Raw genomic sequence first — 22,227 nt, 5'->3', positions numbered from 1 at the left:
CAATGGCAGGATCAAGAGCAGCAATACGTTACGCAAAAGCAGTTTTAAGCTTAGCATCAGATCAAAATACAGCTGAAACTGTAAATAATGATATGAAGTTAATAGCAACTACTATTGCAGAAAGTAAAGACTTGAATGATATGCTTCAAAGTCCTGTAGTAAGATCTTCAGATAAGAAAGCTGTTTTATTACAGGTTTTTAAAGGTTCTAATGACATGACTGCAAATTTGATCGATACATTAATTACCAACAAAAGATTAACACTTTTGGGAGATGTAGCGATTAATTATAATAGCTTGTATGATGAGTTAAAAGGAACACAAGTTGCAAAAGTTACAACTGCAGTTCCTCTTACTGATGAACTAAGAGTTAAAGTTTTAGCAAAGGTTAAAGAGCTTACAGGAAAAGATGTCGAAGTTGAAAATATCATTAATGAAGAGATCTTAGGAGGTTTCATTTTACGTGTTGGAGATATTCAATACAATGCAAGTGTAGCTAACAAATTGAATACATTAAAAAGAGAGTTTAAATTAAATTAAGATATTTATATCTAAATAAATAAATAAGATGGCAGAAGTAAAACCAGCTGAAATATCAGCAATCTTAAAACAACAACTTTCAGGTTTTGAAGCAGGAGCTTCATTGGATGAAGTTGGAACAGTATTAACAGTAGGTGATGGTATTGTACGTGCTTACGGATTAGCTAACGCTCAATATGGTGAGTTAGTTGAGTTCGAAGGCGGATTAGAAGGTATCGTACTTAATCTTGAAGAAGATAACGTTGGTATTGTATTGTTAGGAACTTCAGTAGGAGTAAGAGAAGGCTCTACAGTAAAACGTACATCTCGTATCGCATCTGTTAAAGTAGGTGAAGGTATTGTTGGTCGTGTTGTAGATACTTTAGGAAGTCCAATTGATGGTAAAGGTCCAATTACAGGAGAAACTTATGAAATGCCTTTAGAGCGTAAAGCTCCTGGTGTTATCTATAGAGAACCGGTAACAGAACCATTACAAACAGGAATTAAAGCAATTGACGCTATGATCCCAGTTGGTAGAGGTCAACGTGAGTTGGTGATTGGTGACCGTCAAACTGGTAAAACTACAGTTTGTATTGATGCAATCTTAAATCAAAAAGAATTTTACGATGCAGGAAATCCTGTATATTGTATATACGTTGCTATTGGTCAAAAAGCTTCAACAGTAGCATTAATTGCTAAAACTTTAGAAGAAAAAGGAGCATTAGCATATACAACAATAGTGGCTGCAAATGCATCAGATCCTGCTGCAATGCAAGTTTACGCACCTTTTACAGGAGCATCTATTGGTGAGTATTTTAGAGATACTGGTAGACCAGCCTTAATTGTATTTGATGATTTATCAAAACAAGCAGTTGCATATCGTGAGGTATCTTTATTATTACGTCGTCCTCCAGGACGTGAAGCATATCCTGGTGATGTATTTTATTTACACTCAAGATTATTAGAGCGTTCTGCTAAAATCATTAATAATGATGCTATCGCTAAAGAAATGAACGATTTACCAGATTCATTAAAGCCAATCGTAAAAGGTGGTGGTTCTTTAACAGCATTACCAATTATTGAAACGCAAGCAGGTGACGTTTCTGCATATATTCCAACTAACGTAATTTCTATTACAGATGGACAAATCTTCTTAGATGGAGATTTATTTAACTCTGGTGTTCGTCCAGCAATTAACGTAGGTATTTCTGTATCTCGTGTTGGTGGTAATGCTCAGATTAAATCAATGAAAAAAGTATCTGGTACATTAAAATTAGATCAAGCTCAGTATCGTGAATTAGAAGCGTTCGCTAAGTTTGGTTCAGATTTAGATGCTGTGACGCTTAACGTTATTGAAAAAGGTAAGCGTAATGTTGAGATCTTAAAGCAAGCTCAAAACGATCCGTTTACAGTTGAAGATCAAGTAGCAATTATTTATGCTGGATCTAAAAACTTATTAAAAGACGTTCCTGTAAACAAAGTGAAAGAATTTGAAAGAGATTATCTTGAATTCTTAAAAGCAAAGCATGCAGATGTTTTAAGCACTTTAAAATCAGGGAAATTAACTGATGAAGTTATTGATACACTAACAGTTGTAGCTAAAGACTTATCAGGTAAATATAGAGCATAATTAACATTCCTGTTCTTAATTTAGAACAGGAATATTTTCATATTTTGAAATATGGCTAATCTTAAAGAAATACGTAATAGAATATCTTCAGTATCGTCAACGATGCAAATTACTAGTGCCATGAAAATGGTATCTGCTGCAAAATTGAAGAAAGCTCAAGATGCTATTACTGCAATGCGTCCATATTCAGATAAGTTGACTGAACTTTTACAAAGTTTAAGCGCGACTTTAGATGCTGATTCTGGAAGTAAATTTGCAACACAACGCGAGGTTAAAAAAGTATTATTAGTAGCAATTACTTCTAATAGAGGTCTTGCTGGTGCTTTTAACTCCAACATTATCAAAGCGGTTACAAGTCTTGCAACTGATAAGTATGCAAATCAAGAAGTATCTTATCTAGCTATCGGTAAAAAAGCAAATGACGCTTTCAAAAAGACCAATAATGTTATCGCTAACAAAAGTGAAGTCTTTGATGATTTAACTTTTGAAAATGTTTCTGAAATAGCACAAATGCTAATGGATAAGTTTGTTGAAGGTGATTTTGATAAAATCGAAATCGTTTACAATAAATTCAAAAATGCAGCGACTCAAATTATTATGACAGAACAATTTTTACCAATTGTTCCAATGGAAGGCGAAGCTAATGTGAACACTGACTATATTTTTGAACCTTCAAAAATAGAAATTGTTGAACAACTTATTCCGAAGTCATTAAAGACACAATTATACAAATCTATTAGAGATAGTTTTGCTTCAGAACATGGTGCTCGTATGACTGCAATGCATAAAGCAACAGATAACGCAACAGAATTGAGAGATCAATTAAAATTAACATACAATAAAGCACGTCAAGCTGCTATTACTAACGAAATTTTAGAGATCGTTGGTGGTGCAGAAGCATTGAACAACTAACATTGGTATGCTGAATTTATTTCAGTATCTTATATAAATTATAAAACCCAACTCAGATGAGTTGGGTTTTTATTTTAAATTTTTCTGTAACATTTTTTTGATTTTGTATCTAAAGAGAAAAACCAATTAAAATTTACAATATGAAAACATTTAAAAACCTTATACTAATAACTATTTGTGTATTTAGCATAACAGTGCAAGCTCATGAAAAAGCTTTTGAAGTCGAAGTTAAAGGCCAAGGAGAAGCTGTATTATTATTTCCTGGATTTACATGTACAGGAGATGTTTGGAATGACGTCGTAGAAGAACTTTCTAAAACTAACGAATGTCATATTTTTACGTTTGCTGGATTTGGAAATGTACCTGCAATAGATACACCATGGCTTTCTAAAGTTAAAGAGGGAATAGATCAGTATATTTCTAAAAACAAATTGCAAAAAGCAACAATAATAGGACACAGTTTAGGAGGAACTTTAGGCTTATGGATTGCAACAGATGAGGATGCTATGTTCAATAAAATTATTGTTATTGACGCCTTGCCATCAACAGGTGCTTTAATAATTCCGAACTTTAATAGCGAAACAATAGTTTATGATAATTCATTTAATCAAAGATTGTTAGACATGGATGTAACTAGTTTTGAAGCAATGGCTACTCAAATGGCAAGTAATATGTCATTAAATAAAGAGAAACATGATTTAATTAAAGAATGGATTTTAAAGACAGATCGAAAAACATACGTTTATGGCTATACAGATTTGCTTAAATTAGATTTAAGAGAGTCTATTGCTAAGATAACCATTCCTGTTACTATTCTTGCTGCAACTGAACCTTATGGAGAAGACGTAGTAAAGAAGACTTATGAAGAACAATATAAGTACTTAGAAGACTATTCTATTAAGTTTGCTAAAGCGTCTGCTCATTTTATTATGTTTGATCAACCAAAGTGGCTATTAAGCATTATAAAAGCAGAATTATAAGGTAAATGTCAATGTTAGAGAATCAATTTAAAAGCGTTTATGAGGCTAATTATCCTAAAGTGATTCGCTTATGTTTAGGATATACTAATGGAGACACTATACTTTCAAAAGATTTAGCACAAGAAATTTTTATTAAAGTATGGCAAAACCTAAAGTTTTTTAGAAACCAGTCTAGCATATCGACGTGGATTTATAGAATTGCAGTAAATACATGTCTGTTAGAATTAAGAAAAAAAGGAACTGTTAGACTATCAAACCAACTCAATCATCTAGAGCAATCTAATGATAACTTTTCTGAAGAAAAAGAAGCAAAACTTAAACAGCTATACAAATGCATAAGTAGCTTAAAAACCGAAAGTAAAAGTATAATCCTATTAGAATTAGAAGGATTACCACAAAAAGAAATAGCAGAAATTATGGGCTTATCTCATGAAGTAATAAGAGTAAGGATCCATAGAATTAAAATTGAATTAACTAAATGCGTTAAAAAATGACAACATTTGAAGAATTAAAATCTGATTGGGATAATCAACCAAAGCAAAATCCACCTAGAGGTGGATCAGAATTAATAGTTCAAAAAATTAATGGACTAAAAAGAAAACAATGGATAACAAATATTGTTTTATTGATTACAGTATTAATTTTGATAGGCTTTTTTTTCTATGTTGAGGCCTATAATAATACAACCGTAACTTTTGCATTATTTTTAATGGTAAGCTCTTTATTAGTAAGGATTATTATTGAATACTTTAGTATTAAAAAGCTCCAAGAAATAGATGTTACAGTAAATTCATCTGTTTTTAATGATAACATTATAGCTTATTATAAAAAGAGAATAAGAACACATTATATCATCACACCAATTATAATTATATTATATAGTTTAGGATTTATTTTACTATTACCTTCTTTTAAAAAGTACCTTTCGGAAGGATTCTATACTTACATAATTTTCTCTGCAATAATCATTCTAATTATCATGGTGTTATTTTTTAGAAAACAAATCAAAAAAGAACTTTCAATAGTAAAAGGACTATAAAAATTAAATCTTATAATTACAGTTTAAGAGTTTGACTTTTTAGTCAGACTTTTTTTATGGCATTAATTTTGAAATTGTATCTTTATAACGCTTAATACTTTATAATGAAATTATTAAAACATACCTCTTTCTTAATTGTAATGCTAATTGTAATGGCTAGTTTCTCTCAATGCTCTTCAGCGCAAAAATTACAAACAAAAGCACCAACTCAGTTTGGAGATGTATATTGTCAAACATGGGTAGCTGGTATTAAAGGAGGTGGTTCTGGTATTAATATATTTATTCCTGTTATGGATAAAACAATTCAATTGGATAGTGTGTATTTTAGAGGTAAAGCAACTAAATTAGAGGTAAATTCTAGTGAAACACCACTGTATATCGGACGTTTTAAAACCGGATTTAATGAACATAAAGATATCATTATGAGCAGTGATTCTAATGAAGAGTATGGCAATAAACTACCAGAAAAGGCAGTAAAAATTCCTTTTGATTTAAAAGATGATGAATGCGTTGTTAGCTATATTAAAGACAATAAAACACTGTATTATAAAATTTCAAATGTTCAACAAAAGGAACCTTTAAATTACCCTAGTGCTCCTTCAAGAGAAACTATAAAAGGTATCTAGTGATTAAAACTTAACCAAAATGAATACGCCAAAACTTAGATTTTACTGTATCATTCTTGTTGTAATTACAATGTATAGTTGTTCTAATGCTTACAAACTACAAAAGACAGCTCCAATACAATACTCAAGAGCTTATTTTCAAAATTGGACTAGCGCAATTAAAATTGGAAGTTCTGGTTATAATTTCCACATAGCTAATCTAACACCAGCTAACAATGTTGTTATTGATAGTGTTTTTTTTAGAAATGTAAAAGGACGTCTTATTCCAGATAAAGGTAAATATGTTTGTCAGTTAGTAAAACGAGATCCAATCAGTAAAGGACACGCATTAAAAACGATAAAAGACTTTCCTTTTGAGATTTCAAACAGAGCATGTGTGATAAGTTATCGAGAAGATGGTGAAATCAAATACTTCAAAATAAGTGATGTTATTGAAAATGAAGGCATTTACTATGAAAATGGTCCTCCTGAGATGCAATAATATATCTTTGGTTGACGTTTGCTAAAAACGTATTTTTAGCCCAACAAAATTGAACTCTTGAGTGCATTAAAATCCCTTTTTAAACAAACATTTATTTACGGTTTAGCTACGGTCTTACCTAGAATGTTAAGCTTTTTATTAGTGCCTCTTTATACTACAGAAGGTGTACTATCATCGGTTGCAGAGTATGGTAAAGTGTCGGTGATTTTCTCCTATTTTGTATTATTCAATGTTATTTTAGCTTATGGTATGGAAACTGCTTTCTTCAGGTTTTTCAACAAAGAAGATGATAAAGATAGCGTAATTGGAACTTCCGCAGTTTCGCTTATTGCATCTTCATTAGGCTTTTTTACTCTCGCTCTAATATTTCAGAATCAAATAGCAGCATTAATTCAAATTGATGTCAAATATATCAATCTTGTTATTTGGATTTTACTCTTAGATGCACTAGTCATCATCCCATTTGCTTGGTTGAGAGCTACAGCGCAACCTATGCGTTATGCAATTATCAAAATATTAAATGTGGCGATTAATCTAGGACTTAATTTGTTTTTCCTTCTTGCATTAAAAGATTTAGCTACGGGAGGAAGTGTATTTGAAACGATTTATAGACCTGATTTCGAAATCAGTTACATTTTTATAGCCAACTTGGTAGCAAGTGCAGTAACGCTAATTTTCGTGTTGTCATTTTATACTAAAATCAAATATAAGTTTGATTCTAAATTATGGAAAACAATGTTTCGTTACGCATTCCCTGTATTAGTTGCTGGAGTTGCGTTTTCAATCAATGAGACTTTTGACCGAATTTTATTAGACAGATTATTACCTCCAGATATTGCCGAAACTGAAATTGGGATGTATTCTGCATGTTATAAAATAGCACTGTTTATGACCTTATTTGCCACAGCTTATCGGTTAGGAATCGAGCCATTTTTCTTTAGTCATGCTAAAACAGAAAACCCTCAAAAAAATTATGCTAAAATATTAGAGTTTTTCGTTGCTTTTGGTTCTATAATATTACTAGCTGTAGTGGTTTTTGCAGATATATTAAAACCCTATATTGTAAGAAGTGAAGAGTATTGGGAAGCCATGTGGGTTGTGCCAATTATTTTGTTGGCGAACTTCTTTTTGGGGATTTATCACAACCTTTCTGTATGGTATAAAATTACAGATAGAACAAAATTTGGAGCTTATATTTCTATAGTAGGTGCGATTATCACTTTAGCTATCAATATAATGTTCATTAAAACGTATAGTTATAAAGCATCTGCAATAGCCACATTAGTTGCTTATGCGATTATGATGTTATTATCTTATTACTTCGGAAGGAAATATTATCCAATTCCATATAATTTAAAGAAAATTGGTATCTACTTGTTCTTGTCAATTAGTCTGTCAATCTTATCATTCTACTACTTTAGAGGCGATTATCTTATAGGAATTTCAATGTTAATTGTATTTTTGGGTATCGTTTTCTTTTCAGAAAAAAATGAATTAAAAAGAATTTTAAAAACGCGCTAATCTGTCATTCAGAGCGAAGCAAAGAATTTTACCATGCAAATAAAAATCATAAACAAATCCAATCACGATTTACCACATTACGAAACGAGTGCTTCAGCAGGAATGGATTTAAGAGCTAGTATTTCAGAATCTAGAACATTAAAATCATTAGAACGCACAATAGTAGGCACTGGTTTATTTATAGAATTACCAGTTGGTATTGAGGCTCAAGTAAGACCTCGAAGTGGATTAGCAGCAAAAAAAGGAATTACAGTACTCAATGCTCCAGGAACTATAGATGCAGATTATAGAGGCGAAATAGGTGTCATTTTAGTAAATTTGTCTAACGAAGATTTCACTATAAATAACGGAGAACGTATTGCGCAATTAGTCATTGCTAAACATGAACGTGCAGAGTGGACAGAAGTAAATGAGCTTTCTGAAACCGATCGTGGAGAAGGAGGATTTGGCAGTACAGGAGTTAAATAACCAATTCCTGCAAACGCAGGAATCTCTTTGTAAATAAAAACAAAACATTTTCTCAAACAACGTCCATAACAAAAGCATTGAAATAAAAAATGATATTGTTTATTTATATAGAGATAGTAGCCGATTTTTTTAACTAAATTGAAATGAAACATTGGTACGTCTATATAATGAGCAACAAGAAGAATGGTGTTTTATATATTGGAGTAACCGATAATATTGAAGAAAGAGTAAAAGAACATAAATTAAAAATATTTCCTAAATCATTTACAGCAAAGTATAATTGCGATAAATTGATTTATTTTGAAGAGTTTGAAAACGGAATTGAGGCTGAAAAACGAGAAAGACAGTTCAAAAAATGGAAGAGAGATTGGAAAATAGAATTAATTGAAGAAATGAACTCTGGTTGGTCAGATCTTAGTACCAATTGGAATTTAAATTATAATAAACTTAGAATATAGTATAACACTTTAAAAGATACCTGCTTTCGTAGGCATGCATATGAAAATAATAGTACCAATGGCAGGACGAGGCTCTCGTCTAAGACCACATAGTTTAACAGTACCAAAACCATTAATTCCTGTAGCAGGACAACCAATTGTGCATAGATTGGTTAAGGATATTGCAAAAGTTTTAAAACAACCAATTGAAGAAATCGCTTTTGTTTTAGGTGATCCAGCTTGGTTTGGTGATGATGTAGTAGAAAGTTTAAAAGCCTTAGCAACAAGTTTAGGTGCTAAACCATCTATCTATCGTCAAGACCAACCTCTTGGTACTGGTCATGCAATTATGTGTGCAAAACCATCACTTTCTGGACCAGCAGTTGTTGCATATGCAGATACGTTAATTCGTGCAGAGTTTGATTTAGATCCAAATGCAGATAGTGTGATTTGGACTAAAAAAGTAGCAAATCCACAAGCCTATGGAGTTGTGAAACTAAACGATAATCAAGAAATCGTTGAACTAGTTGAAAAGCCAGAAACCTTCGTAAGTGATCAAGCTGTAATTGGCATCTATTATTTCAAAGATGTAGCAGTTTTAAAAGACAAATTGCAAGAAGTACTTGATGAGAACGTTATGAATGGAGGAGAATACCAAATTAATGATGGTATTAAACGCATGATGGCAGACGGTAAAATCTTTAAAACAGGAACAGTTGATGAGTGGATGGATTGCGGAAACAAAAACGTAACCCTTGAAACCAATACAAGAATGTTAGGCTTTTTAAAAGCAGATGGCGAAGAGCAAATGATTGCTAAATCTGTAAAAAATAATAACTCAACTGTTATTGAACCTTGTTATATTGGAGAAAACACTGTGTTAAACAATGCTACAGTTGGACCAAATGTATCTATTGGTAATAATTGTGTAATAGAAAATACAAGCGTTAAAAATAGCTTAATACAAAACCATACTACTATTAAAAATGCTACATTAGACAATGCTATGATTGGTAATCACGTTAAATATAATGGTGATTTTAAAGCGATTAGTATTGGTGATTATTCAGTTTTGGAATAACTATTGATTAATGATTGAGAGCTCATGCTTTCAAAACCCAAATAATGAAAACTAAATTTTACATCCTGCTTTTTTTCTTCGGAATGATTATGCTTCCGCAGAACACCTATGCGCAAGTTGATTTCAATAAGCGACCAGATGATGATTTAGGAAACGTAGAAGACTTGTTTCAGGAATATTTCTTTGAAGCCCTAAAACAGAAAGGTATTGAAAACTATCAAAAATCTGCAGATGCACTTTTAAAATGTATAGAAATTAATGATAGCGATCCAGTTTTGTATTATGAACTAGGGAAAAACTATATGCAACTTAAAAACTTTGGAGCTGCAGAAGATGCGTTTAAAGAAGCCGTTTCTAAAGCACCAAAAAACGAATGGTATTTAGACGAGTTGTATGGTGTTTATATTCAGCAAAATGATATGAACAAAGCGCTCAAAACAGTGAAGCAACTTGTAGAATATCATCCAGATTATAAGCAAGATTTGGCATCGTTATATATTGAATTAAAAAAATATAAAGATGCGTTAAAGATTTTAGACGAATTAGATTCTAAATCAGGTTACAGTGAAGACAGAGACTATCTACGTAATAAAATCTACAACATAACTGGCAATGATGAAGATCGCATTGAAAACCTAGAAGAACGTGTTAAGAGTAATCCAGAGGATGAGTCAAATTATCTTCGTCTTATTTTTCGTTATAGCGAAACAGGAGAAACTCAAAAGGCATTTGATGCTGCAAAACGTTTACTAACTTTTAATCCAGAATCTCAACTGGTGCATTTAGCATTATATAAGTTTTATTTGGATGACAATGATACTGAAAATGCCATTAAGTCAATGAAAGTTGTTCTAACAAGTGCAGTTATCAAACCTGAAGCTAAAACGAAAGTGCTTAATGATTTTGTAAAGTTTGTTGGTAAAAATCCGCAATACGAAGCAGATTTAGTTGAAGTTACATCTTTAATTAGTGATGATAAAAGTGTGAAAACATTATTAGAGTTAGGTGATTATTATTTAAAATCTAACGACAAAGAAAAAGCTTTAAGATACTACCAAGAAGCATTGCAACAAGAACCTAATGAGTTTAAAATCATAAGAGATGTGCTCCTGCTTCAAATAGACTTAGATAAAGATCAAGAAGCTATAAAACGTAGTGAAGAAGCTCTTGAGGTGTTTCCATCACAACCTATATTATATTTAATAAATGGAGTCGCAAATAATAAGATCAAGCAACCAGAAAAAGCCATAGAAAGCTTAGAAATAGGGTTAGATTTTTTAGTTGAAAACCCTAAAATGGAAGCAGATTTCTACAAGCAGTTAAGCGAATCACACAAACAGTTAAATAATATAAGTCAATCTCAAACGTTTGCTAAAAAGGCAGAAGCCTTATTGAAAGATCAATAATATATGAGGATTTTAAAAATTGGTATAGTCTGTTTTTTAGTGACAATGGTAATATCTTGCAAGTCAGCACGAAGTATCGTTGCTAATGGTGAGGTAGATTCTAAGCTTACTGCAAAACAATTAATTAGAGAAAATGGCAAGCAAGAAGCGAAGTTTAAAACGCTCCAAGCTAAAGTGAAGATTGATATTATTGATGGTCTTAAAGAGTCTTCTTATACTCTTAATCTAAGAATGCAAAAAGATAAAACCATCTGGATAAGTGCTACATTAGGTTTGGCAAGAGCTATGATTACACCAGATCGTGTTCAGTTTTATGATAAAATCAACGACCAATATTTTGATGGTGACTACAAGTTGCTTAGTGATTTATTGGGTATTGAACTAAACTTTGATAAAGTACAAAGTTTGTTGATTGGAGAGTCGCTTTTTAATTTAAAAGATGATACGTATGTGATTTCTAACAATGAAGCATCGTACATTCTTCAACCCAAAAATCAAAATGCATTATTAGAACTGTTTTTGTTGTTTAATCCGTCACATTTCAAAATGGATTCTCAGCAATTATTACAACCTTTAAAAAAACGTTTTCTTCAAATAGATTACACAGGATACCAACAAGTTGATAAAGAAGTATTGCCACAAACCATTAAAATTATTGCTGTAGAAGATAGCGAAGAACTTAATGTGTTGATGGAATACAAATCGGTTTCTATAAATGAAGAAGTACGGTTTCCGTTTAAAATCCCTTCAGGCTTTGAAGAAATAATATTATAAGATGCATCATAAACTCACATACATTCTATTTCTTTTTTTAGTGCTGAATGGTTTTACTTCGGAAGCACAAAGTGCTAAACAAAAAGCACTAGAGGCTAAACGTGTTAAATTTCAGCAGGAATTAAAACAGCTTAATGCCCTATTGTTTACGAATAAAAAGGAAGAAAAATCTGTGGTGTCTTTAGTAGAAGACTTAAATTATAAAGTCAATGTAAGACGCAATTTAATAAAAGTCACCAACGATCAAGCCAATTTATTGACTCGAGAAATTAATGCCAACCAAAATGAGATTACAAGCTTAAGAGATCAATTAACAGCACTAAAAAAAGACTATTCTGAAATGATAGTCAAATCTTACAAAAACAAATCTGATCAAAGTCGCGTGATGTTTTTATTGTCTTCAGATGATTTTAAACAAGCCTACAAGCGTCTTCAGTACATCAAACAATACGCAGATTACCAAAAGGAGCAAGGCGATTTAATTAAAGGTAAAACCACAAAACTCCAAGAATTAAATACAGATTTATTACGTCAAAAAGCAGATAAAGATAAACTCATTGTAGAAAACAGAGCCGTTAAAAAAGAACTAGAAAAAGAACTCAAAGAGCAAGACAAATTAATGGCTTCAATACGACAAAATTTAAGTTCGTATTCGTCTAAAATCAAAAAGAAGCAACAAGAAATCGATGCTATTGATAGAGAAATAAATAGGTTGATTAGAGAAGCTATTGCTGCATCAAATAAAAAAGCAGGTAAATCAACGTCATCAAAAGGATTTGCCTTAACTCCTGAAGCAAAATTGATTGCTAAGAACTTTGCATCCAACAAAGGTAAATTGCCTTGGCCAGTTGCAAAAGGTGTTGTTAAAGTACGTTTTGGTACGCAACCGTCACCTATTGATCCTTCTGTGAAGATTAATAGTCAAGGTGTTAGAATAGCTACAGAAAAAGGCTCTAAAGTAAGAGCTGTTTTTGAAGGTGAAGTGTTAGCTGTTTCAGGCCAAAAAAATTCTAATCCTGTTATTTTAATTAAGCATGGTAATTACATAACGATTTATAGAAACTTATTTAAAGTCTATGTTCGTAAAGGAGATAAAGTGACTGCAAAGCAGGAGATAGGAGAAGTGTTTACTAATAATGAGGGAGAAACAATGTTAGGTTTTGGTGTATTTAAAGAGTCTAATCCTGAAAATCCAGCGAGTTGGATTTACAAAATGTGAGAACATTTTGAAACATTTTTAATGGGATTTACAAAATGTGATAACATTTTGAAACATTATTAATGGGATTTACAAAATGTGATAATGTTGACGTCATTCTGAACTCAATTTCTGGAACTCATCATCACTAATTTTCAAACTATATAAACAAAGCTTTCAATTCAGTAGCTTCTGCAGCTTTCATTTTGCCTGCAACTACCAAACTCAATTGTTTACGACGTAATGCTGCAGCATAACGCTCTTTTTCTAATTTTGTTTCTGCTATTAATTCTGGTACTTTAACAGGACGACCAGTTTCATCTACTGCCACAAACGTGTAAATAGCTTCATTGGCTTTTATACACTCACCAGACTCTCTATCCTCTATCCAAACATCCAAATATACTTCCATAGAACTAGAAAAAGCTCTAGAAACTTTGGCTTCTACAGTAACAACACTTCCTAAAGGGATAGATCTATTAAAAGCGACGTGATTTACAGCAGCAGTCACAACTATTCTTCTACTATGGCGACGTGCAGCAATACTAGCAGCACGATCCATACGAGCTAATAATTCACCACCAAAAAGGTTATTAATTGGGTTGGTTTCACTTGGCAATACCAAATCGGTCATGATTGTTTTAGACTGAAATGCTGTTCTTGGTTCCATCAAAAATTTTTAATTTTTGTTTCCGTGAAAACGGAAATCATATTCAGCGCAAAGGTAACACGATTTTATCGCATGAAAATGCAATTTATGATTTTGTTAAATGAAAATGAGATATCCTTCAGAAGGAAGAATGACTGAAGAATCTAAGAAATTAAATCAAAATGAGATTCTTAGCTACGCTCTGAATGACAAAATATTAATCTAATGCCTTAACCAACAACCAAGCATCACGATTTTGTGTGCGCTTAATAGTTTTTAATGCATTTAAAGCTTCAATTCTATCTGTATGACTAGAATACACAACTTCGTGTAGTCCGTAACGGTTTACACCAATTTTACGAGCTTTAAAACCTTTATCTTTAAGTTGTTGAACTTTCTTATCTGAATTTGCTTCTACACGAAATGCACCAGCAACAATATGGTAATTACCAGTCATTTTCTCCACTTGAAGTGTGGCAGCAGGCAACGGACTTTCAATAACGAAAGTCGCTTCTTGCACTTTAGCATCTAATTGTACATTAGCTTCTTCTTGCGCAATTTGGTTGTGAATATCAACTTGTTTTCCGTAGTAATTAGAAGCAACAAATCCTCCAGCTGTTAAAAAGAGTAAACCAATGGCTGCATATTTAAGATATGGTCTATTGGAACGCTTTTCTGGAGTAATCGCAATAGGAATCACTTTTTCTACCTGTTCAACAGTCTCTTTATGAACTTCTCTTGTAACGGCAACAGTTTTAAATTGTGACAATCCAAAAGCATCTGTAAGGTAATTGATATGATTTGAAGGCTCAAAGTTGATTTTACCTTCTTTATTTAAAATTAAATCACCAATGTTATTGAGCTCAATTGTTTCGCCTTCGACCAAATAAGACTTGATAGATTTTACTTGTTTTGCAATTTTCTCTACAGCAACGAGATATGGTACTTTTTCAACTTCAGCGATGTAGTTAGCAAGAAGACCATCATTAGTTTGTAATTGCTCATTAAAAGACAAAGCCTTTTTTGGCGGATAAAATGAATGAGTGTTTTCGTTTAATTTTGCTGAAACACGATGCGTTAAAAATGCGCCAAACTGAGGTACAATAACACAATCGTATCTATATAATAAATCGCTGATGTAAGTTTCTAATTGCATAAAAACAAAGTTAAAAATTTTTCAATGCGAAAAAAACATCATTTCAAGTAGTTATTAACAGTCTAAAATTTGTTTCTTGCATATAGAAAATATACTATAAAATGACTGATCAAGAATTAATTTATGTTTTAGCACTGCAACACGTTCCAAAAGTTGGAGATATTACTGCCAAAAAATTAATTAATCACTGTGGTTCTGCTGAAGGTGTATTGAAAGAAAAACAAAACAATCTTCTTAAAATTGATGGGATTGGAACATCTACAATTAAAGGGCTTTTTAATTCTAAACATTTAAAAGATGCCGAAAACGAACTCCAATTCATAAAAGATAATGACATTAAATGCTTGTACTTTACAGATGAAGACTATCCAGAACGATTGAAACATTGTATCGATAGTCCAATTTTACTATTTCAAGTGGGTAACGTTAATCTTAAACAAAAACGAATTATTAGTGTTATTGGAACTCGAAAAATTACGACTTACGGAGTCGCATTTTGCGAGAAACTCATTGAGCAATTGGTTCCTTTTGATCCTATCATAGTTTCGGGTTTTGCCTACGGAACAGATATCACAGCACAAAAATCGGCAATTAAACACAAGCTTCAAACGATTGGTTGTTTGGCGCATGGGTTAAATCAAATTTATCCTAAAACGCATAAAAAGTATATGACACAAGTTGAAGAAAATGGTGGATTCCTCACTGATTTTTGGAGTTCAGATGCTTTTGATAGAAATAACTTTTTAAAGCGAAACCGTATTATTGCTGGTATGAGCGAAGCCACGATTGTTATAGAATCTGCTGAAAAAGGAGGAAGTCTTGTTACTGCAGATATAGCTAATTCTTATGGAAAAGATGTATTTGCTGTTCCTGGTCGCGCAACTGATAGTCAAAGTATTGGTTGTAATAATTTAATAAAAACGCAACAAGCATATTTATTATCAAACCCTATGGATGTTCCATATTTACTTAATTGGCAATTAGAGAATAATACCAAGCCTGCTATTCAAAAACAGTTGTTTGTTGAGTTAAATTCCGAAGAAAAAACCATTTATAATTTTTTAAAAGATAAGGACGCACAGTTATTAGATGTGATTGCAATACAATGTGAACTCCCAACTTTTAAAGTGGCAGGTATTTTATTAACTATGGAATTAAAAGGATTGACTCGACCTTTACCTGGAAAATTGTTTGAGTTAATTTAATACCCAACCTTACCACGAACACGAGTTAAAACAGCATTAGCAACAACTTTAGCTTTTGTTGCTCCTATAGCTAATGCGTCATCAATTTCGTTAAGGTTAGACATATAATGGTTATAACGTTCTCTTTCCGTAGAAAACTTAGAAAGTATGAGTTCATATAACGCCTGTTTTGCGTGACCATAACCATAGCCTCCATTTTCGTAATTGGCTTTCATATTATGAATTTCATCTTCTGAAGCTAATAAATTATAAAGCGCAAAGCAGTTACAAGTAGCCCAGTCTTTTGGTTCCTCTAGAGGTGTACTATCGGTTTCAATAGACATGATTTGCTTGCGTAGTTTCTTTTCTGGTAAAAATATATTGATAAAGTTATTTCTACTTTTACTCATTTTTTCACCATCGGTTCCTGGGATGAGTTTGGTGTGTTCTTGTATTTTTGCTTCTGGCAATACAAAAGTCTCTCCCATTTGCGCATGAAAACGCGATGCTACATCACGAGTCATTTCTAAGTGCTGCAGTTGATCTTTTCCTACAGGAATTATTTCGGCATCATACAACAAAATATCGGCAGCCATAAGCATTGGATACATAAATAGGCCAGAGTTGACATCATCTAAACGGTCTGCTTTGTCTTTAAAACCATGTGCCAACATTAAGCGTTTGTAAGGAAAAAAGCAATTTAAATACCAAGCTAACTCAGTAACTTGCGGAATATCACTTTGTCTATAAAATACTGTTTTGTTAATATCTAGACCAAATGCTAACCAAGTTGCAGCAACCGAATACGTATTGTGACGTAATTCTTCAGCATTTTTAATTTGTGTGAGTGTATGCATATTAGCGATAAATAGATACGACTCATTTTTGGTGTCGTTAGCCATGTTAATAGCTGGTAAAATAGCGCCTAATATATTTCCTAAATGTGGTGTTCCTGTGCTTTGTATTCCTGTGAGTATTCTTGCCATGTTCACTTCCCGTAAAAACGGGAATCTTTTTTAATTAGTTTAATCGTTTTGATATAGGATGTTAATTTCTGTCTTCAGACTATATCGTCAGCAAAGGTAATTTTTTTAGTAGAAATGTTGAATTAATTTAAGTAGTTTTGAGCCCAATGAAGATTTTTAAGAACATATTTTACACGTTATATCGCATTTGGTTCTACATATTGGTAGCAATACCAATACTTGTGTTTTTTCCAGTATTGGTCGTTTCAATTTTAAAAGAGTCTTGGTATCCATTATTTTTTAGAATTGCTCGCCTTTGGGCTTGGTTCATTCTCATTGGGATGGGTTTTAGAGTTAAGATTGAGCGTGAGGAAATTCCGAAGAAGAATGAAAGCTACATGTTTGTTGCTAATCATACCTCAATGGCAGATATTATGTTGATGTTGGTGACGGTTAAAAATCCGTTTGTATTTGTTGGTAAGGCAGAGTTAGCAAAAATTCCGTTATTTGGTTTTTTCTATAAACGAACCAGTATTTTGGTAGATAGAAATGATGCAAAAAGCAGACAAACAGTGTTTTTAAGAGCACAACGACGTTTAAAGCAAGGCATGAGTATTTGTATTTTTCCAGAAGGTGGTGTGCCAGATGAAAGCATTGTATTAGATGATTTTAAAGATGGTGCATTTAGAATGGCAATCAATCATCAAATCCCAATTGTACCTATAACTTTTGGTGATAATAAAAAGCGATTTTCTTATACGTTTTTAAGTGGTGGTCCAGGAAAAATGCGTTCAAAAGTGCATCGTTTTATTCCTACTAAAGGATTAAACATTAAAGATACAAAAACAATAAATGCTCAAACATATCAATTAATACTCAACCAATTGAATGTTTTTGATAGCAAAACGATCTTAAACAAAAAAGCTACTCCTGGCACGGAGTAGCTTTTCGTCATTATTGCTTTTGCAATAATTATCTAACCAACTAAAAAACCTAAAATTTAAAACTAAGTCCTGTATAAACACCAATAAAATACGGTTGGAAGTCACCAGATGTATTATTAAATGTGTTTATTTGATACTTGAACGTGGGCTCAAGATTAAATCGTAATTGTTTTGAAATATTATAGTTAATACCAATTCCAAAATTGGCACTATAACTCATATCATTAATATTTGATGCTTCACCTAAACGTGTTTTGTTTCCGTTACTTTCTACAGAATACACATCATTATCGCTTAAAAATAAGGTGCTAAAACCACCAATAAGATTGACTCCAATTTTAGTGTCAAGCACGTTGTATTCTAATTCAATAGGCACTTCTATAAATCCTAATTGTTGGCTAATTGATCCTTGTTCTTTAATAAACAAAACTTCTGGACCTGTAGCAAAACTAAAATTACTGGCACTAATGTAAGTGGTTGTAGAATCGTTTGAAGATACATTTTGTAAAGCGCGACTTGTGCTAGACGCATTTGGATTACTAAATGCAACTACATCATTAGTAGAATATCCCAAATTAACTTTGTTAACTCCAGCTCTAATTGTAAACTTTTTATTGATAGCATAAGCGCCTTTGATACCGTAACTTAAATTAATATCTCCCTCTTTTGTATTGCCTACAAACTGTTCATCAATTGGAGATCCTTTTCCTAATGTGTTAAAATATACAGGAGCCATATTTGGAGCAAGACTCCAACGTTTTAATAAAGGATTAATAGAATCATTAACCTTTTCATTATCTTCAGTTTCAGTTTCAGCAATGGCTTTTTCTATAGCATTTTCTGTTATTTCCTTTGTTTTTGAGGTGTCTATTAGTGTTTCACTTTTTTCTTTTTCAGAAGTATTAGTCGTAGTTACCTGAGTAGAAGTCTTACTCTTAGTTTGATTTATGAGTTTATCAATTTCAGATTTATTCTTTCTAATATCATTTTTAAGCTCTTCATCTTGAGGAGTATTGTTATTAGCGTTTTTTACAACAGTATTTTTGGTTTTAAGCTTACTATTATTAGTCTCTTTATCGACTTCAAGATTATTTTTTTCATAAGAAACAACGGCATCACCTTGTAACGATTTGTTCTTAATTATAGATTTATTTTTAAGAGTATTAGTACTGTTCTTGTCACTTTCTGTTTTTTCATTGTCTTCGGAAATCGTAACACTTGTTTTATTGTCTACTTTAGTGGTTGTGAGCTTATTTTGAGGTGTATTGTTATTGTTGTTCTCGTTGTTCTCGCTTGTGCTGAGCTTAGTCGAAGTATCGGAATTATTTTCACGATCTACAATAGGTTGTTGTTCTAAATCTTCAGAAGTATTTAATTCACTACCATTTGGTTGGTCATTATTATTTGTGGAATTATTCTTAGATTTTTCTGTATCAACAATTTCTTTTTCAATTGCATTTTCAGATACATTAAAGAAGGTGTTAGCTACCGTAAACATTAATATTAGAGCAGCAGCAACTCCAGCAACTTTCCACCAAATTGGAATTACTCTACGTTTACGTTTGTCTTTATTGAGTTCTGCCTCAATGTTTTCCCAGACAGTATCATTTGGAGCAACTTCAAAATTTTTAAGTTGCTCTTTAAAGAGTTTGTCTATGTTTTTCTTTTCACTCATTATATACTTTGCGAATTGGGACTCGCTTTATATTGTTTTATTTTCTCTTTTAAAATCAAGCGAGCTCTCGCTAAATTTGATTTTGATGTGCCTGTTGATATGTTTAACATCGCAGCAATTTCTTTGTGCGAGTAATCATCTAAGGCATATAAATTAAATACCAAACGGTAACGATCTGGCAATTCTTGAATGATGTTAAGTAGATAATCAATGCTCATATCATCGTCATCAACTTCTACAGTTACATCTTCAATTTGATCTTCATTTATAATGTCAAAAACACCAGCGCTTCTATACCGTTGCAAAGCAGTGTTGATGGTAATACGTTTCATCCAACCTTCTAACGATCCTTGACTTTTAAATTGACCAATCTTTTTAAAAATCGTTAAATAGGCGTCTTGTAAATTATCTTCGGCTTCGACATAATTGCGCGAATACTTTAAACAAACCGAAAACAATTTACTAGCATACAGCTTGTATAATTGACTTTGAGCTTGAGTATCATTACGTTTACAGCCTTTAATGAGTTGGTCTAAACTCACATAATTATGGTTTAATTAATTTATTGTACAACTGGTACTTCTACGATATAGTAGATGTCATTATCATTTTCATCTAGTCCTTGAAAAAACTTAAAAGTGTAAGTCTCGTAACTATTAACCTGAAAGTTAAAAGAGACCTCTACTTCATTTTCTCCTTGTTCATAAATATCACAAGGTTGATCATCATAAACGGTGTTAATTACAGCAACAATGCGTTCATTATCATTGATATCGTAATAGAAATTGTTGAAAATATGACAACCAGATGGTCTAAAATAAGTGACACCTATTTCATAGACTTGACCAAATTGAAATTCCTCAGGAATCGTTACACTTTCAATTGGCAATACTTCAGTATGAAAGCTTAATTGACTGTCATCAGGAGTACAAGAGACTAATAAGGTTATTAAAAAGCTTAATAAAAAAATCTTCTTCATTTATATAAATTAATTTTGAAACATATATGATTTCATCATGTAGATACAGAAATTACAAAAAGGTTGCGTCTTAAAACAAAAAAAATCCCAAAAAGAGGGATTTTTTATTTTTTGATGCTGTTTTTTAGTCCTTAGAGTTAATATTTGCCCTAACTTTTTCTTCTAGTTCATCCATTAATTCAGGGTTGTCTTTAATCAATGCCTTAACAGCATCTCTACCCTGACCTAATTTGGTTTCACCATAGCTAAACCATGAGCCACTCTTTTTAATGATTTCTTGCTCTACAGCGACATCTAATATTTCTCCAACTTTAGAAATACCTTCTCCATACATGATATCAAATTCACACATTCTAAAAGGTGGAGCCACTTTGTTTTTAACAACTTTAACTCTGGTTTTGTTACCCATTACGCCTCCATCTGTATTTTTAATTTGAGTAGAACGACGAATATCTAATCTAACTGAAGCATAAAACTTTAAAGCATTACCACCAGTTGTAGTTTCTGGGTTACCAAACATAACACCAATTTTTTCACGTAATTGATTAATGAAAATTACGGTACAATTTGTTTTACTAATTGATCCTGTTAATTTTCTTAATGCTTGAGACATTAAACGAGCATGTAATCCCATTTTAGAATCTCCCATTTCGCCTTCAATTTCACTTTTTGGAGTTAAGGCAGCAACCGAATCAATAACGACGATATCAATAGCACCAGAACGAATTAAATTATCTGCGATTTCTAATGCTTGTTCACCATTATCAGGTTGTGAAATGATAAGATTATCTATGTCTACACCTAAATTTTCAGCATAAAAACGATCAAATGCATGCTCAGCATCAATAAATGCAGCAATACCTCCAGCTTTTTGAGCCTCAGCGATGGCATGTAAAGTTAAAGTGGTTTTACCAGAAGATTCTGGTCCATATATTTCTACAACTCGTCCTCTAGGATATCCACCAACTCCTAAGGCAATATCTAAACCTAAAGATCCAGAAGAAATAGCTTCAACATCTACGACTGCTTGGTCGCTCATTTTCATTACTGTTCCCTTTCCGTAAGCTTTATCTAATTTATCTAAAGTTAATTTTAATGCTTTTAATTTTGCGTCTTTTTCACTGCTCATTTCCTTGTTATTTATATAATTAATCTCCTTTTAAAAGGGTTAGCTAAAATACAACATCTTTTATTTTTTTTTGACTTATGACGCAACCTTTTTAAACTTTTTGCATCTACTAATTGAGATTGGGAAATCTTGCAATGAAAAAGAAGCTTTAAATCTGTAAATGAGATTAAAGATTATTGATACATTGAAACTTACAACTTTGTACTTTTTATTGATTTAGAAAGTGTGCGACATCGTTTGAATAGCTTCAAGACATCATGTTTTTTAATAATAATGTATAGGATAAAGCATATCCAACAAACTTAAATTCTTATTAAAGATGAGATTTTTTAGAAAAATTATTTTTAACAACGTATCAGGTTCTTCAGTTGCTATTCTTGTGAATAGTAATTGTAAAGCCGATGGTGGCTAACTCGTTATGTGTTTTTAAGACAAAATTAAAAATATTAATAACGAGTTAGTCCTCTAAAAAAGC

Annotated in this window: 24 protein-coding genes; 17 read left to right on the top strand and 7 right to left on the bottom strand. The window is 32.1% G+C overall.

All coding sequences use genetic code 11. From position 1 onward, the window contains the following. Window positions 1-2 precede the first annotated feature (2 nt). From atpH to WNY78_RS10735, 15 genes are all read left to right on the top strand, one after another. Window positions 3-539 (top strand): ATP synthase F1 subunit delta, encoded by a 537-nt coding sequence (gene atpH, locus WNY78_RS10805; RefSeq protein WP_342873216.1) that lies wholly within the window; start codon window positions 3-5, stop codon window positions 537-539. A 28-nt stretch (window positions 540-567) separates the two neighbouring features. Continuing rightward, window positions 568-2,148 carry a F0F1 ATP synthase subunit alpha gene (gene atpA / locus WNY78_RS10800; RefSeq protein ID WP_342873215.1) on the top strand — a complete coding sequence of 527 codons (1,581 nt, stop codon included), beginning with the start codon at window positions 568-570 and terminating at the stop codon, window positions 2,146-2,148. Window positions 2,149-2,199: 51 nt separating this feature from the next. Next, window positions 2,200-3,060 (top strand): ATP synthase F1 subunit gamma, encoded by an 861-nt coding sequence (gene atpG / locus WNY78_RS10795; protein WP_342873214.1) that lies wholly within the window; start codon window positions 2,200-2,202, stop codon window positions 3,058-3,060. A 140-nt stretch (window positions 3,061-3,200) separates the two neighbouring features. Further along, a complete protein-coding gene (locus WNY78_RS10790; protein WP_342873213.1) occupies window positions 3,201-4,040 on the top strand; it encodes an alpha/beta hydrolase in 840 nt (279 codons plus the stop codon). 11 nt (window positions 4,041-4,051) lie between these two features. Beyond that, on the top strand, window positions 4,052-4,534 hold the full coding sequence (locus WNY78_RS10785; protein ID WP_342873212.1) for an RNA polymerase sigma factor: 483 nt from the start codon (window positions 4,052-4,054) through the stop codon (window positions 4,532-4,534). After that, window positions 4,531-5,079 (top strand): hypothetical protein, encoded by a 549-nt coding sequence (locus tag WNY78_RS10780; RefSeq protein WP_342873211.1) that lies wholly within the window; start codon window positions 4,531-4,533, stop codon window positions 5,077-5,079. Before WNY78_RS10785 ends, WNY78_RS10780 begins: the two co-directional genes overlap by 4 nt. A gap of 104 nt (window positions 5,080-5,183) precedes the next feature. Next, on the top strand, window positions 5,184-5,705 hold the full coding sequence (locus WNY78_RS10775) for a hypothetical protein (protein ID WP_342873210.1): 522 nt from the start codon (window positions 5,184-5,186) through the stop codon (window positions 5,703-5,705). Between the two features lie 19 nt (window positions 5,706-5,724). Next, complete coding sequence (locus tag WNY78_RS10770) at window positions 5,725-6,186, top strand: hypothetical protein (protein ID WP_342873209.1); 462 nt, start codon at window positions 5,725-5,727, stop codon at window positions 6,184-6,186. 57 nt (window positions 6,187-6,243) lie between these two features. After that, window positions 6,244-7,707, top strand: coding sequence for an oligosaccharide flippase family protein (locus tag WNY78_RS10765; protein WP_342873208.1), 1,464 nt, complete (start codon window positions 6,244-6,246; stop codon window positions 7,705-7,707). A 33-nt stretch (window positions 7,708-7,740) separates the two neighbouring features. Next, window positions 7,741-8,175 carry a dUTP diphosphatase gene (gene dut / locus WNY78_RS10760; RefSeq protein WP_342873207.1) on the top strand — a complete coding sequence of 145 codons (435 nt, stop codon included), beginning with the start codon at window positions 7,741-7,743 and terminating at the stop codon, window positions 8,173-8,175. A 143-nt stretch (window positions 8,176-8,318) separates the two neighbouring features. Continuing rightward, complete coding sequence (locus WNY78_RS10755; RefSeq protein WP_342873206.1) at window positions 8,319-8,633, top strand: GIY-YIG nuclease family protein; 315 nt, start codon at window positions 8,319-8,321, stop codon at window positions 8,631-8,633. Between the two features lie 40 nt (window positions 8,634-8,673). Then, window positions 8,674-9,693, top strand: a complete 1,020-nt coding sequence (locus WNY78_RS10750; RefSeq protein WP_342873205.1) for a sugar phosphate nucleotidyltransferase — start codon at window positions 8,674-8,676, stop codon at window positions 9,691-9,693. Window positions 9,694-9,737: 44 nt separating this feature from the next. Next, window positions 9,738-11,099 (top strand): tetratricopeptide repeat protein, encoded by a 1,362-nt coding sequence (locus WNY78_RS10745; RefSeq protein ID WP_342873204.1) that lies wholly within the window; start codon window positions 9,738-9,740, stop codon window positions 11,097-11,099. Window positions 11,100-11,102: 3 nt separating this feature from the next. Continuing rightward, window positions 11,103-11,873: a DUF4292 domain-containing protein gene (locus WNY78_RS10740; RefSeq protein ID WP_342873203.1), complete on the top strand. Its 771-nt coding sequence runs from the start codon at window positions 11,103-11,105 to the stop codon at window positions 11,871-11,873. A gap of 1 nt (window position 11,874) precedes the next feature. Continuing rightward, window positions 11,875-13,092, top strand: a complete 1,218-nt coding sequence (locus tag WNY78_RS10735) for a peptidoglycan DD-metalloendopeptidase family protein (RefSeq protein WP_342873202.1) — start codon at window positions 11,875-11,877, stop codon at window positions 13,090-13,092. A 139-nt stretch (window positions 13,093-13,231) separates the two neighbouring features. On the opposite strand, the gene WNY78_RS10730 is transcribed toward WNY78_RS10735, so the two are convergent. After that, on the bottom strand, window positions 13,232-13,741 hold the full coding sequence (locus tag WNY78_RS10730; RefSeq protein WP_342873201.1) for an acyl-CoA thioesterase: 510 nt from the start codon (window positions 13,739-13,741) through the stop codon (window positions 13,232-13,234). Window positions 13,742-13,937: 196 nt separating this feature from the next. Next, complete coding sequence (locus tag WNY78_RS10725; RefSeq protein ID WP_342873200.1) at window positions 13,938-14,876, bottom strand: SPOR domain-containing protein; 939 nt, start codon at window positions 14,874-14,876, stop codon at window positions 13,938-13,940. Between the two features lie 101 nt (window positions 14,877-14,977). On the opposite strand from WNY78_RS10725, the gene dprA reads away from it, so the two are divergent. Continuing rightward, entirely contained in the window at window positions 14,978-16,081 is a 1,104-nt protein-coding gene (gene dprA, locus WNY78_RS10720; protein ID WP_342873199.1) for a DNA-processing protein DprA, read from the top strand. Here dprA and trpS read toward each other — a convergent pair. Beyond that, window positions 16,078-17,046 (bottom strand): tryptophan--tRNA ligase, encoded by a 969-nt coding sequence (gene trpS, locus WNY78_RS10715; RefSeq protein ID WP_342873198.1) that lies wholly within the window; start codon window positions 17,044-17,046, stop codon window positions 16,078-16,080. The genes dprA and trpS overlap by 4 nt on opposite strands. Before the next feature lie 146 nt (window positions 17,047-17,192). Here trpS and WNY78_RS10710 point away from each other — a divergent pair, with 146 nt between their 5' ends. Next, window positions 17,193-17,969, top strand: coding sequence for a lysophospholipid acyltransferase family protein (locus WNY78_RS10710; protein WP_342873197.1), 777 nt, complete (start codon window positions 17,193-17,195; stop codon window positions 17,967-17,969). 49 nt (window positions 17,970-18,018) lie between these two features. On the opposite strand, the gene WNY78_RS10705 is transcribed toward WNY78_RS10710, so the two are convergent. The 4 genes from WNY78_RS10705 to recA all read right to left on the bottom strand — a co-directional run bounded on the left by WNY78_RS10705 (window position 18,019) and on the right by recA (window position 21,752). Next, the gene (locus WNY78_RS10705; RefSeq protein ID WP_342873196.1) at window positions 18,019-19,644 is read right to left on the bottom strand and encodes a hypothetical protein; all 1,626 of its coding nucleotides are present in this window, start codon (window positions 19,642-19,644) and stop codon (window positions 18,019-18,021) included. Continuing rightward, window positions 19,644-20,186 carry an RNA polymerase sigma factor gene (locus WNY78_RS10700; RefSeq protein WP_342873195.1) on the bottom strand — a complete coding sequence of 181 codons (543 nt, stop codon included), beginning with the start codon at window positions 20,184-20,186 and terminating at the stop codon, window positions 19,644-19,646. Before WNY78_RS10700 ends, WNY78_RS10705 begins: the two co-directional genes overlap by 1 nt. A gap of 20 nt (window positions 20,187-20,206) precedes the next feature. Next, on the bottom strand, window positions 20,207-20,623 hold the full coding sequence (locus WNY78_RS10695; protein ID WP_342873194.1) for a hypothetical protein: 417 nt from the start codon (window positions 20,621-20,623) through the stop codon (window positions 20,207-20,209). A gap of 124 nt (window positions 20,624-20,747) precedes the next feature. Beyond that, complete coding sequence (gene recA / locus WNY78_RS10690) at window positions 20,748-21,752, bottom strand: recombinase RecA (RefSeq protein ID WP_342873193.1); 1,005 nt, start codon at window positions 21,750-21,752, stop codon at window positions 20,748-20,750. Between the last annotated feature and the right edge of the window lie 475 nt (window positions 21,753-22,227).

The organism is Psychroserpens sp. AS72, assembly GCF_038900375.1.
Classification (GTDB): domain Bacteria; phylum Bacteroidota; class Bacteroidia; order Flavobacteriales; family Flavobacteriaceae; genus Psychroserpens.
The sequence above is the reverse complement of the archived record's forward strand: the minus strand, read 5'-3'. Positions and strand labels throughout refer to the sequence as shown.